Origin of the sequence: Methylacidiphilum kamchatkense Kam1 (genome assembly GCF_007475525.1) — a bacterium.
Taxonomy (GTDB): domain Bacteria; phylum Verrucomicrobiota; class Verrucomicrobiia; order Methylacidiphilales; family Methylacidiphilaceae; genus Methylacidiphilum; species Methylacidiphilum kamchatkense.
In genome coordinates this window covers 1,395,659-1,409,519 of the sequence record NZ_CP037899.1, presented here as the reverse complement: position 1 = coordinate 1,409,519, position 13,861 = coordinate 1,395,659, and the positions used below count along the sequence as shown (strand labels likewise).

The following is a 13,861-nucleotide window of genomic DNA, read 5'->3' as shown; positions in this document are numbered from 1 at the left end:
ATAGAAAGATGGCTTTAAAAGATTCTCTCATAAATAATCCTCTTCGGTTGACAAGGATTGGCAAAGGCCTATCCCAAAAGGAACTTGCTTCCAAAATTGGGGTAAGTCGCCAAACCATTCATGCGATGGAAAGTGGGCGCTATGTACCTAATACGGCCGTTGCTCTTAGGTTGGCTCGGGTTTTAGGAAAAAGTGTCGAGTTTCTTTTTCCTTATAGCCCGGATTTTGTAGATGTCGATTGTATTGTTGGGATGGATCAGCAAAATACACACACTGAAAAAAGCCCAGAAAGATTGGTTGTGGGAGAGGTGAGAGGAAAGAAGATTGCATGGCCTTCTACCAGTCTAGACTTAAATCTTGGGTATGTTGAAGCGAATGCTTTTCGAGTACGTTCTGAAGGGAATTGTCGACAACTCAGGCTTCTTTGCCCCTATTCAGAAATAGAAAAACAAATTTTTTTGGTTGGGTGTGATCCTGCTCTTGGAATGCTCTCTAATCGTCTTGCTAGGTATTCTGACTTTAAGCTATGGTGGTTCAGACAACCAAGTCTTAAAGCCCTAAGTTCTCTACAGTTGGGATTTGCTCATGTTGGTGGTTTCCATTTTCCGAAAGAGCATCCAAAAAACAATATCGCAAGTGGTACCGAAGCATTGGCCAAAACAGGAGGCTTGATTTTCGCTTTTAGTAAATGGGAAGAAGGGTTCGTGGTGAAACCTGGCAATCCATTGAGAATACGACAAATAGAAGATCTCCTCCGAAAAAATGTCCGGTTTGTCAATAGAGAAGATGGCTCTGGAACCCGAATATTGCTTGATAGCTTGCTAAACAAGGCAGAGATCCAACCAGATCAAATTAACGGATATCGCATCGAGCTACCTACTGCTTTGGATGTTGCCAAGGCTGTTGGGTATGGATTTGCCGATGTTGGATTAAGTTCGAGGGCTTGTGCGGAGATCACTTCCTTGGATTTTGTTCCGCTTTATGAGATGGAGTTTTGGTTAGCTATCCCTCATGATTTAATTTTGCAGCCTGCGGTAGAAAAATTTCTGGATTTTCTCAAATCTGGGGATCTTAAAAATGATTTAGCCTTATTACCTGGTTATAGTTTTGAGGCTTTAGGGGAAATAGTCAAAGAGGTTCAGTAGAAGGTGAGAAAAAATTGCCTGCTTTCCATAGGTGATAGAAGACCCCTTTTTTGTCTAATAGTTCTTTACCGCTTCCTTCTTCGCAGATTTTCCCATCTACTATCACAAGAATACGTTCCCAAGAATGGATGATGTGGAGCCTATGGGTAACGAAAAGGGTAGTCTTATTCTTCATCAGGTGCAGTAAGGAAGACATCAGTTCTAGTTCCGTTTTTAAATCTAAGGAGCTGGTTGGTTCGTCCAAAAGAAGGATTGGAGAATTTCTTAAGAAAGCTCTGGCTAAACCTATTCGTTGTCTTTGTCCCCCGCTGAGAAGTGCCCCTTTTTCTCCTACAATCGTATCATATCCTTTAGGCAGTTGGCTAATAAACGAATCGACGGAAGCTTCTTTTGCTGCTTCGATGATTTCATCGTGACTGGCTCCCTCTTTCCCGAATTTGATATTTTTTTCGACGGTCGTATTGAATAGAATAGTATCTTGTAAGACGAGAGAAATATGTTGGCGTAATGATTTTTTGGTGATGCTTCGTAGGTCGATGCCGTCGATAGTGATAGCACCTTCGATTGGATCATAAAACCTACAGAGTAAGGAAAGAATGGTTGTTTTTCCGGATCCTGTGGGACCTACAATAGCAACGCGTTCTCCGGGATTGATAGTGAAACTTATATTTTTGAGAACAGGCTTTCCTGGGTGATACCCGAAAGAGACGTTTCTAAATTCTATTTTACCTTGTGGAGCCTTCAAAACGATTCCATTAGAAGGCTCTGAAACTTCATTAGGAATCTCAAAGAGCTCGAAAATTCTTTTCATACTACTTGTGGCACTTTCCAAAGCCCAAGACGTGTAACTGAGCTGTTCCATCGGTTGATATAAGGAAGCCAGATAACTTAGAAAAATCCATAATTGCCCAATAGATAATCTTCCTTTCCAGACTTCATTCGTCCCTATGAAAAGTATCAGGGCTGTTCCGAAGGCTGTGGTCATTGTTATAAGAAGGGAAGAGAGATTACTAGTCTGCAGGTATTCAAAGTTGGCGTTCAGACTGTTCCAAGCTGCTTTTTCAAAAGATGCTATCGATTCTTCTTCTTTAGAGAAAGCTTGAATCAACCGCATTGAAGAAATTCTTTCTGAGGTCTCTGCCAAAAGATTGCTTTCCTGTTCTTGGACTCGGGTACTTTTTTTCCTGATGTTAGCGGTATTGGCTGAGATAATTGCCCATAACAAAGGAGCAATTCCCAGGGCGGTTGTGGCTAGATATAGATTAAGCTTCAGCATCACCACTAAGGTGCCAATGAGCAGGAGGGAAGAACTAAAGATAGTGCTAAATCCCCTAATCAACATGGTCAGTATTGATTGGCTATCATAGGCAATTCGATAAACTATGTCTCCACTTTTGGTTGATTCATGGAAACGTAATGGAAGATATTGAAGGAAGGAGAAAGTATCAGTTCTTAATTTCAGAAGTGCTGATAGCCCTATGCGATAGAGTAAAGAATTGATTAGAAGGGTTAATTGGCTATGGATCAAATAGATCAGAAATAAGGTTGCACAGCCAATAAAAGCTGTGGTCATAAGATTCTGACTATAACCATGGGGGAGGTGATTGATGGTTTTTAGCAGCACATCGTCAATGAGCCATTTCACTGGCCAAGGTCTTAGGATATTTAGCCCCACAGAAAGAATAATCAAAAATGCGCAGAGAAGGAGTTTGGGAAAGAAAGGTTGATAATAAGGCAACGTACGCTTATAAATGGCAAAGGAATCAAAAAGAGCAGGTATAAAAGAAAGCTTCTTGAGTCGATGCGTTGTTGGGTGGGTTGCATTCTTCATTAGATTTTTGTCAAAAGGGCTTCTTTGGCAGCTTGATCGATGAAAGCCATTAGTTTAATGAACATCCTTCTTTGTTTGATTCTCAAGTAAAAAGAAAGAAGGGCTAGCAGAGGTAGTGTAGCCAAGAGCGAAGTCTGTCCTACTCCAATCCATAGAAAACATGTAGCTAGAAGCATAATAATTAAGATTAATTTGTGGAGGGTTGTTGGTTTAGCATCCAATTTTATTTTTATAATCCTCTCATTTTGAGGATAGATTTCAGTAAGACTAAGCAGGGGGCAGTCCCAGAAGGTGTCTGCATAGAGAAAAATATCCCAACTGTCCCAACCAGAGTCTAAGGCATAACGGCAAGCTTTTTCATCGAGTTTTTCAACAATCTTTTTTAAAAGGCTAATTCTATCTTGGCCTGTTTTGGACCAATAAGAGAGGATAAGAGGCGTTTGTATTGTGAATATTGCAGGGATCAGATTGGTACTGTTCCCTGGAAAAGCTAATGGCAGCTTCCGAGAAAAAAACCAGTGCTTATGTCTTGTAAGGCCCCTAACAATGGGTTGGATAACGACGAGGAAAAAAAGGAGAAGTTTAGAAGTAAATCTCAATTTTTTGGGATCAGCTTTCAGTTGGGCAATATAGCTTAAGGCTGACGAAAGAGGAGGAAGGAAAGGAAGAAAGAACCATAGTCTAGTTCTTTCAATAGTAAAAAGGAGCAGAGAAAGAAAAGAAGCAGCCATCACATACTCGAAACTTCTTGTGAGAGTAGCCCAATAATTTTCTTTTCCAGGGTATAAAAATTGAAACAATCCGGTTCCAAAAACACCTTGATAGATGGAAGATTTTCTCAAAGAGAAAAGATTAAAATTTTGTTCATATATTTGCCCCTTCCAGATTGCACTGCCCAACGCTCCAAAGGAATGGGGATGTTTAAAACGAAGGAGCGCTTCGGCTTCCCCATAACCTATTTGCTGTTTGAGATATTCTTTGATCGTAAATCTTCTATAATGCCAAACGATTGCCGAAGGATTAAATCCGATTTGGTATCCATTAAATAATATTCTCCAACAAATATCCACATCGTCTCCAGCTTTCCGAAAAGTAGGATCAAAATAGCCTACTTTCTCAAATATCCATTTCCAAAAGGCCATATTACAGCCAGGAATATGTTCTGCAGAGCTATCAGTCAGCAGTACATGACTGGGGGAGCCAGGTGCTAGGGATATAATTGCCTGGATAAGACCTTTGGGGATAGGAGAATAGTTAGGTCCTCCACAGGCCACGTATTGTTTATCAAGCAGGGTCTTGACGAGAAAGTATAGCCAATCGGGATCGGCCATACAGTCTGAATCTGTAAAAACAACAATTTCTCCAGAAGCTCTTTTAATACCTTCGTTTCTGGCGACTCCTAACCCTTTGTTTGCTTGATGAATAGAAATAACTTCAGGAAATTTTTTGAGTATCTCCTGGGTATGATCCGTTGAACCATCGTCGACCACTATAATTTCATAATCTGGATATTGAATGGCCCTCAATGAGGAAAGACAATCAGAAAGAGTATTGGCTCCATTGTAACTGCAAACGATCACAGAGACTTTCGGAGTGCGTTCCAAAGGAAATCTTTGGTAAAGGGGAAGGGGGTGTCCTTGGAAAAGTTTGCTAATAATCCAATAACTTTTTTTGGGTTCTCTATTTTTGGTTACCAATCCAAAAGCCCAATCTTCTATTTCCATCCCTCCAGTAAACCATTCATCTGTCCAGCTGAATATGATCGTTCCAGCTAGTCCTGTTTGGAAAACAATCCGAATATGTTCTCCAAGTAGCCATGCTTGATCGTCCTGTCCGTGCCTCAAGGAATCCATGCCAAACTCACTTAGAAGGAGTGGTTTTTCTCCTGCTAGATTTTGCAGTTTGTACAAATAGGCTTCCAAGTCTTTGGGGTTGTGCAAATAAACATTGAAACTATAAAAATCTACGGGATATGGTTGGAAGTATTCCGTTGGGGGGAAATTGGCATAGCTGACAAGAGCTTCCCCATCAGTATCTTTAATAAGGAGAAGCAAATCGGAAATGAGTTTTTCAATTTTTTTTCTTCCGTAAAAACGAATGCAGTCTGGGGGCAGTTCGTTGTCGACAAAATAACCTAATAGGGCTCGATGGCCCACATACTCTTTTACTTTCTGTTTTATCCATTGTTTAAAAGCATTGAATGAGTGGGGATCGGAAAAGTAGAGGTATCTTTCTGTCCAAGGAATAGAAACTAAAATTTTTAGCCCGTATTCTTCTGCTAGATCTAACAACCAGCAAGGAGGAAAATGATAGGTCCTAACCGTATTTATCCCTGCTTTCTGCATGAGTAGAAAATCCGTTCTGACTTCTTCTGCAAGAGGAAAATATGAATTTGTCGAATCCCTTGGTCGGAAAGGGCCATAATTAACTCCTTGGATGTAAAACTTTTTCCCTTTGTCGTAAAAAAATTTGGAATGAATTTTTATTCTTTGAGAAAATAGTTGAGATTCAGAAGGAGCTGATGTTGTCACAGCTAAATGTCAGGGCAAAAGTTTAATTTTAAGCTGTCTGAAAAGAAAGAAAATTACATTCTTTAAAAAGTATTATAGCTTAAAGAATAAAAGGATTTAAATAAAAAGATGGAAGCGAAGCAAGATTTGGAACGATTCGGTCTTCGAAAAATAAGAAGCGGAAAAGTAAGAGATCTTTATGCTTGGAAAGAAGAACTTTGGATGGTGACCACTGATAGAGTATCTGCCTTTGATTGCATTCTACCGGAAGTCATTCCAACAAAGGGTATTATTATTAATCAAATAGCCTTGGGTTGGTTAGAAAAAACCTCCTTGCTTTTTCCCAATGCGCTATTAACTGAGGAACTTCCCCATGAAGTGAATCTGCCAGAATGGAAAGGTAGGCTGATGCGAATGCTTCCTTGCGATCCAATACCGATGGAATTTATCGCCAGGGGTTATCTAGTGGGTAGCGGTTGGAAAGAATATCTTGAAAAAGGGACAGTAGGCGGCTACCGACTACCCCCTCATTTGACTTTTGGCAGTCCATTACCTGAGCCTTTATTCAGTCCTACAACAAAGGCTAAAGAAGGGCATGATGAGGCGCTTGATATAGAATCAGCCAAGAAAATCCTCGGGGATGATTACGAGCTTTTAAAAAATATGACCCTAGATCTCTATCTTTTTGGGAAAAAATATGCCTATCAAAAAGGCTTGATTCTTGTGGATACAAAATTTGAGTTCGGCAGAAGAGACGAAAAACTCTATTTAATTGATGAAATGCTTACACCAGACAGTTCTCGGTTTTGGTTGGTCGAAGATTATGAAAAACACAAAGGAAATTCTGCCCATTACGATAAGCAGATCATACGCAAGTATCTTGAACAATTGAAATGGAACAAGCAGCCACCCCCACCACATCTCAGTCAAGAAATCATAAGAGAAACACAAAAGCGGTATAAAGAAGTCCTTTCCAGGCTTTTTCCAGAACGACTTAAAAAGCTAGAAGCCTCCATTAGTCCATAAGGTTTTCTGGAGCGGTCTCCTCAGTCGAAGGCTTTGGGGTGGATGTATACTTGCTTAAGGGAGCAATAGGATAGCCTTCTAGAGGAGGCCTTCTTTCAAAGATGCCAGGTACAACTTCTTTCCCCTCTTCATAGGCGCAACGAAACATCTCTAATTTTGCATCCAGATTATCGAGGATATGAAGAATCCAAGCCTCTGGCGTCCTTGGGGTCACAGGAGAGCCATATTCTCTAAGACCGTGATGGGAAACGATTAAGTGAAGGAGATGGACTCGGACTAGATCTGAAGGGGGAATCAAGGCTTTGTGAAATTCCTCGCTATGTTGCAGGCTTCTCCACAAGGAGTTGACAATTTCTACCCCTATTGGGATGTGGCCAATGAGTTCGGCTGTTTTGCTTCTTTTCATGACAAACCCCTGTTCTTGGAAATCGTTTTCCCAGAGTTTTCCACAATCATGGAAAAGGATCCCCGCTTTGATAAGGTCCCAGTTGTACACAGGATAAGCTGCCATCAACCCTTCGGCAGCTTGGATCATTTGGCATACATGTCTGAGCAAGCCACCACGGAAATTATGATGGTATTCTCTAGCAGCCGCCGCCCTTTTGAATCTTTCTCCATAGTCGATTAGGAATTGGGAACATAAGCGATTAAGGCGAGGATCTGCTATGGAGCCTATTTTTTTTTGAAGCAGTTCCCAATCCGCTTGAATTTCAGCATTGCGGTTTGGTTCAAGAAGTTCTTGTATTTCTTCTTGGTTTAAAACCCTCAGAGTATGGACGATCGCTTGCAAACCATAGGAGCTATTGCGAAAAGTCGCTGAAAATTCGACAAAGGCGTTCTTTGGCAGTGTTAAAAAAGAAGCATAGGCTTTTGATTCCTGCCATATTTTAATTTTTTTGTTTCCTGAATGGTCTGCAATTTCAATATCTAGGAAAAAAGATCCGTTTCGGGTAGTAGATTCTTTTGTAGATACTAGTTGGCAGCGAATACTCCCACTTAAACTTTCTATTTGTCCTATTCTTTCAGAAAGTTCGCTAAGGCTCTTTATTTTTTCTTCCGTCTGCATTAAATCGCATCAGTCGGGTTTTGATAGTAAAATTATGTTTTAAAAAGAAAAAAAACGGTACTTCTCTATTTAATTGAATTTTTAGAAAAACGGAGATAAAAAAAGGGAAAAAAAAACAAAATTTTTGGATAAAGTTTAGTTTTCTTTGTTATAAAAAGGGCAATGGTCATGGTAGTAATAATTGTCCTTTGGTTCTTCCTCAGTCCGCTTATCCAATCATTCGCTGAAGAAAGACTACCGACTGTGGAAGCGCAAGTTCCTGCAGTGGAAGAAGGCAAACCACCGCCAAGAGCACTACCTCCTATTAGTCAACCTGTTCCTGGTAGAATTGCTCCTTCCTATACCCCTCCTCTTGAGGAATTGCTGAAAGCTGTTTCTCCAATTGCCCACAAACAATCCGATAAAACAGCACTAGACCTCTTTCAATGTTTCCAACTTGCAGCCGCAAGGTGGAATCAGCTAAAGATAGACTATCAGGGCATGATTGCTCAGCAAGCCGTTGTATCTCAAACGCTTGCTCAATTTTATCCTCAAGTCTCTTTCTTAAATGAACAAAGTTTTCAAAACAGCGTTGGCTTTGCCCCAACCTTAGGGGGCATAGCCTTTGGAGTCGCACCAAGTACTTACTTTTCCTTAAATTCCCTCAGTGGTACATGGACTATTTTCAATAGTTTTCAGAATGTCAACCGGCTGAATGCGGCTCGGGCGACTGCCGCTTACTCCGCTTATCATATGGAAAGGGATTATCAACTTCTCTACGCGAATCTGGCTTCAGCTTTTTATAGCGCGTTGATGTACGAAGGGAGTATCGCCATATTGAACGATCAGATCGATATTCTGCAGGCACTTGTCAATGAATTAGAGTATAGGCAAAAAATTGGAAGATCGAGGCCAGCCGATGTGTTCCAAACACAAACGAATTTAGCGGCAACCGTAGCTCAAAGGGAAAATTACAAAGGCTTCTACAATCAGTTTCTGGCTCTTCTTACCTATTATTTGGGGATTCCACCTGAAAAAATAAACATAAAAGACACCCAAAGCCTGCCTTCGACAAAGAACCTAGAAGAGTATCTTGCCCAGGTTGGTTCTAGGCCCGATGTATTGGCTCAAGTCCAACTGTTGCGCGCTCAGAAAGCTGGATTGGCTGTTGCCAGAGGTATGCTTGGTCCCACCATCTCTGTTAATGGGTTTTATCTTTTGACTCATGACCCACCTGTCCCAAACGTCTGGAATGTCAACGTGATCACTTCGATGCCCATCTTCAATGGTGGTCTATATACCTCAACGATCAGGCAGCAAGAAGCCCTTGTGCATCAAGTGCAACTTCAATTGGAAGATTTGAAAAGGCAAGCGGATGAAAATGTGCGTATTTCCTTTGCTCTCTTTAATGCTGCGATCAGTCAAGTGGTACAATTGAGGGAGGAAACAGAGGTGGGAGCCCTTTATTACGCTGCCCAAAGAGATGATTTTCAAAGAGGAGTAGCCGCTTTGCTGGATGTTCTTGTTGCTTTAAATACCTATCAAACAGCCAGACTCAACCTATTTCAGGCCGAAATGGGAGCAAGGATGCAATTGGTTAACCTCTTTGTGGCTGCAGGCACAGTACCTAGAAATCCAGAAGGATCTGCGATGCCGGTTCAAAAAATTATCAAAACGCAACCTGCGGAACTCCAGCCAATTGATCCTTCCCAAATGTTATCAAGGTAAGGGCTTTGGGCTGATTCAAAATTTTTTACTTGTCCGAAGCGCTGAGCCTTTTTAAGATGATAAGACAATTGTCTAGAGGAGGCCAAGTAATGACCTGTAATGGAGAAAAAATATGGAATATAGCGATTCTGAATTAATGGCACTGACGGCAAAGGGGGATGATGAGGCCTATGGTCTTCTTGTACAAAGACATTATCAAGCGATTTATGGAGCCGCACTGAAAATGTTAAAAGATAAGTTTCTAGCCGAAGAAATAACTCAGAAAGTTTTTCTTCAAGCCTATAGAGCCGCAGGCCGCTATGAACCAAGGGCAAAACTAAGGACCTGGTTATATACGATCTTACGAAGACTGGTTCTCAATCAATTTCGGAAAAAGGAGATCCAATCTTCTCCTCTTGTGACGGAAAACGGCGAAGATAAAGATATAGCTACCTATCAGTCGGCAATGTCTCCTTTGGACCAGCTCGTTAAGCAAGAGCAGATGGAATGGATCGAAAAGATCATTGATGACTTACCTCCAAGACAACGATTAGCAGTCATATTGAAAAGCTATGAGGACCTTTCGTATGATGAAATAGCAAGGATTCTTGGGGTGAGTATTCCCGCCACAAAATCCCTACTTTTTAGGGCAAGAGAGACCTTAAGGCTTGCTTTTCAAAAATGGGAGGCAAGTGGTAAGAGAATAGACTGAGGAAAACAAAAACTTTTTTTAAGAAAATTTGTTTTGCCTATATAATAGTTTAAGCAGAAGGAAGCATGGTCATTGAGCATTATAGAGGGAAACTTTCTTTATGGCTCGTTTGTGGTCTTTTGTTTTTTTCTGTGGCTACTTCCGGTATGGCTCGAGGGGGGGAGGTAGAGGGGGAGGGTTTGGACATACACGAGGACTGAAGCAACCCCATCCAACAACTGAAAAGATAAAACTTTATCGTTCCGCATCCACAACAAAAGCGGTCAATCCTCTTTTCCCTTCCTATAAAAGTTACCCTGCAGGCCTCCATGGCATCCGTCATCTCAGAGAATCGGTTTTCCCTAGTTATACGAAATTTACCTCTGGCCAATTTCTACAAGGCAATCGGCCTGGTTCGGCAACAATAATGATTTCTACCAACTATTTGGGTTCGACATATATTGGGCAAGGACGATTTGGGCCAACCTCTGGAATAAGCTATTCAAAAACAAAAAATGAATTTGTTCCTACTACGGGTATAACGGTACCTCCTTTTGTTTCTGCTTTGGCCACAGGTTCCCAACCACCTCGATAGCTATTTTTTCTCACTAACGACAAAACACGCTATATTTTCAAATAAACAAATTGTTTATGGATGGACTCTGAGGTCTTGAAGATAAAACGATAAATTGATCATTTTATGACCCTTTCTGATCTTTCCATTCGCAGGCCTGTATTTGCGTGGATGCTGATGGTAGGGTTGATTTTTTTTGGTATTGTTGCTCTTTCTAGATTAGGAATTAGTCAGCTTCCTGAGATCGATTTCCCGATTATTACTATAAACCTGCAATGGAATGGGGCCTCTCCAGAAATTCTTGAAACAGAACTTGTCGATCCCATTGAACAAGCAGTGATTTCGGCACAAGGGCTAAAAGGGATCAGTTCCTATATTCAATTAGGGCAGGCATCCATCATTTTAGAGTTCGAACTCGGTAGAAACATCGATTCAGCCTTGACCGAAGTACAATCGAAGATAAGCTCGGTCAAATTACCAATGGATCCAACCCAGCAGGTGGGCATGCAACAGGTCCCCACTCCTGTTCCGCAACCAATCCTTGTCAAAGACAACCCTGAAGAGCAGCCTATTTTATTGATTGGGGTCTTTGGAGAGCACAAGACACTTCATGATCTTGTCACTTTTGTGGATCTTGTGCTGCATGACGAGTTACAAATTGTTCCAGGTGTTGGTCAGATTGTGTTAGCGGGTTATAATGTCAGAAATTTAAGAATTTGGGCAGATAGTAAAAAGTTGGCGCAGTACCAATTGACCGTTCAAGATCTTCAAACGGCGATCATGCAGGAACATGTGGAAGTGGCTGCAGGAGATCTTGAAAACCCGCATAAGCAATTCAATGTGAGAGCTATGGGGGAAGGACTGAGTCCGGAAGAAGTAGGCAATATTCAAATTAAAAAAAGGGGCACAGAACTCATTTATAGATCGAATATACGAATAAAGGATGTGGCAAAGGTTGAAGACGGATTGGACGATATTCGACGCATTGCGGCTAGTAATGGACAGACTATTATTGGTGTCGGCATAAAAAAGCAACCCGGAGCAAATTCCGTGGAAGTGGCTCGATTGGTCAAAAAAAAGTTATTGGAAATTCAACCCTTTCTTCCAAAAGGAATCCATCTGAGCGTAGTCTATGATAGAACAAAACATATAGAAGATTCGATTAAGGAAACCTTATTTACCCTTGGGCTTTCAGCTGTTATCACCAGTTTGGTCTGTTATCTGTTCCTCGGAAGCTGGACTGCTACCCTTAATGTGTTGCTTTCTATCCCCACTTCTGTTCTTGGAACCTTTATTGTCATCTACTTTTTAGGTTTTACTTTGAATTTTTTTACTCTCCTTGGTCTTTCCTTGGCCATTGGGATTATTGTGGATGATGCGATCATGGTTCTTGAAAATATCTATAGGCATCGAGATATGAAAAAGACAAGGGTGATGGCAGCCAGAGATGGGGCTAGAGAAATCACTTTTGCTGCTATGGCTGCCACTGTGGCTATTATCGCCATTTTTCTCCCTGTGGCTTTTATGAAGGGGGTCATAGGCAAGTATTTTTATCAATTTGGTCTTACGATTTCGGCTGCAGTAGCTCTCTCTCTGTTGGAAGCCATTACCCTAACACCGATGCGCTGTTCTCAAATTATGGATGACTCTTACCAAAGAAGAGGCTTAGCCTATATCGTTGATTACTCCTTCAAAAGTCTTGCCAAAGGGTATAAGCATCTTTTGAAGTTTTGTATTTTTTATCCCTGGCTTGTGATCTTGGGGGCTTTAGGTGTTTTTCTTTATTCGTTGAAACTTTTCAGTTTTCTACCCCAGGAACTGATCCCCACTCAAGACGAATCTTCTTTCATTATTCGGATTCAAACTCCTGTGGGTTCTTCGATTTATTATACCGAAGAAAAGCTCAAAGAATGTGAAAAACTCATTCTTTCTCATAAGGAAGTCGATAAAGTCTTTGGCGAAGTAGGAGGAATGATTCAAAGGACAGGAGCGACTGATGGGAATCTTGTAGACAGCGAAGTCAATGTTGGAACTATTTATGTCACCTTAAAAGATAAAAAAGAAAGGATACTTTCTCAAAGGGTTTTGATGGACACCATAAGGGAAGAATTAAATAAGATTAAGGATCTTCGGGCTACCCCACAAGATCTTTCTATTCGAGGATTTACCACTGGGAGGGGATTCCCTGTCGAATTGACTATTCGTGGGGAAGACTACAAAGTGCTGGAAAAAATAGTACAGGCAGACATCGAAGAAATGAAAAAAAGCGGCTATTTTGTGGATCTGGACACAGACTTTAGAGATGGAATGCCCGAAGTCAGAGTCTATCCCGATAGGTTTGCCGCAAACGCTTGTTCGATTCCCATTCAGAACATTGCTAATACAGTAGCGATCGCCATTGGAGGCATCGCCCAAGGACAATTCACTAATGGAGAAAGACGGTATGACATCCGGATAAGGTTACGAGGCGATGAAAGAGTAGGACCAGAAGATATCGCTCGGTTGGGGATCCGAACTAATACCAATGAGTTCATGCCCATAACTTCCGTAGCTAAGCTTCAGACTGTCCAAACCTATCAAACACTGACAAGAAAAATGCGAGAAAGAGCAATTACTATCTTTTCTAATGTTGCTCCAGGAAAATCCCAGGCTCAAGCATTGGCAGTGGCTAAAAAGATATGCAGCAAAAATCTTCCCAAAGGCTATAGACTTTTTCTAAGTGGTGGAGCTGCCTCCTTCGAGGAAACATTCCAAAGTCTCGTCTTCGCTATTTGGGTTGGCGTTGTGATCGCTTACATGGTTTTAGCCTCTCAGTTTAACAGTTTTGTCCATCCTTTTTCTGTGCTCCTTGCCTTGCCATTTAGTTTGAGTGGAGCGCTGTTGGCGCTATGGTTTACTCACCAATCCATTAACCTTTACAGTATGATTGGCCTTGTTTTGTTAATGGGTATTGCCAAGAAAAATTCGATTCTTTTGGTTGAGTTTACAAATCAGCTTAGGTATAAAGGGCTCTCTATTAAAGAGGCCATATTAGAAGCGGCCCCAATTCGACTTAGGCCTATCCTTATGACTTCGATGGCGACGATTGCTGCCGCCATCCCTCCGGCTCTTGCCTTAGGCCCTGGTGCTGAAAGCCGTATCCCCATGGCGATTACCTTACTTGGCGGTATTGCTGTCTCAACGGTGTTCACCTTGTTTGTTGTCCCTGCCGCTTATCTTTTACTTTCTCGTTTTGAAAAGTCTAGGCCCTTAATGATCCAGCCTCAGACTGCTGCTGTGGGAAAAGAAGAAGAAGAAAGTTTAGTAGAGAAAAAGGATTAAGCCTATTGATT

The 13,861-nt window shown here is 41.4% G+C and carries 9 protein-coding genes; 6 read left to right on the top strand and 3 right to left on the bottom strand.

All coding sequences use genetic code 11. The annotated features are described in order from the left end of the window. Window positions 1–8: 8 nt before the first annotated feature. Window positions 9–1,145: a substrate-binding domain-containing protein gene (locus tag kam1_RS06605; RefSeq protein WP_235276691.1), complete on the top strand. Its 1,137-nt coding sequence runs from the start codon at window positions 9–11 to the stop codon at window positions 1,143–1,145. Here kam1_RS06605 and kam1_RS06600 read toward each other — a convergent pair. After that, window positions 1,129–2,976 carry an ABC transporter ATP-binding protein gene (locus kam1_RS06600; protein ID WP_039720646.1) on the bottom strand — a complete coding sequence of 616 codons (1,848 nt, stop codon included), beginning with the start codon at window positions 2,974–2,976 and terminating at the stop codon, window positions 1,129–1,131. The two genes, kam1_RS06605 and kam1_RS06600, sit on opposite strands and share 17 nt — an antisense overlap. Next, window positions 2,976–5,507, bottom strand: coding sequence for a glycosyltransferase (locus kam1_RS06595; protein ID WP_143958326.1), 2,532 nt, complete (start codon window positions 5,505–5,507; stop codon window positions 2,976–2,978). The genes kam1_RS06600 and kam1_RS06595 overlap by 1 nt, the downstream gene beginning before the upstream one ends. Before the next feature lie 108 nt (window positions 5,508–5,615). On the opposite strand from kam1_RS06595, the gene kam1_RS06590 reads away from it, so the two are divergent. Continuing rightward, on the top strand, window positions 5,616–6,512 hold the full coding sequence (locus kam1_RS06590; RefSeq protein ID WP_039720648.1) for a phosphoribosylaminoimidazolesuccinocarboxamide synthase: 897 nt from the start codon (window positions 5,616–5,618) through the stop codon (window positions 6,510–6,512). Here kam1_RS06590 and kam1_RS06585 read toward each other — a convergent pair. Further along, a complete protein-coding gene (locus tag kam1_RS06585) occupies window positions 6,502–7,578 on the bottom strand; it encodes an HD domain-containing protein (RefSeq protein ID WP_039720649.1) in 1,077 nt (358 codons plus the stop codon). The two genes, kam1_RS06590 and kam1_RS06585, sit on opposite strands and share 11 nt — an antisense overlap. 168 nt (window positions 7,579–7,746) lie before the next feature. Here kam1_RS06585 and kam1_RS06580 point away from each other — a divergent pair, with 168 nt between their 5' ends. From kam1_RS06580 to kam1_RS06565, 4 genes are all read left to right on the top strand, one after another. Continuing rightward, entirely contained in the window at window positions 7,747–9,285 is a 1,539-nt protein-coding gene (locus kam1_RS06580) for a TolC family protein (RefSeq protein ID WP_235276693.1), read from the top strand. A 112-nt stretch (window positions 9,286–9,397) separates the two neighbouring features. Next, window positions 9,398–9,976 (top strand): RNA polymerase sigma factor, encoded by a 579-nt coding sequence (locus kam1_RS06575; protein WP_039720652.1) that lies wholly within the window; start codon window positions 9,398–9,400, stop codon window positions 9,974–9,976. Window positions 9,977–10,076: 100 nt separating this feature from the next. Continuing rightward, the gene (locus tag kam1_RS06570) at window positions 10,077–10,550 is read left to right on the top strand and encodes a hypothetical protein (protein ID WP_143958325.1); all 474 of its coding nucleotides are present in this window, start codon (window positions 10,077–10,079) and stop codon (window positions 10,548–10,550) included. Between the two features lie 105 nt (window positions 10,551–10,655). After that, window positions 10,656–13,850, top strand: a complete 3,195-nt coding sequence (locus kam1_RS06565) for an efflux RND transporter permease subunit (protein ID WP_039720654.1) — start codon at window positions 10,656–10,658, stop codon at window positions 13,848–13,850. Window positions 13,851–13,861: the final 11 nt, after the last annotated feature.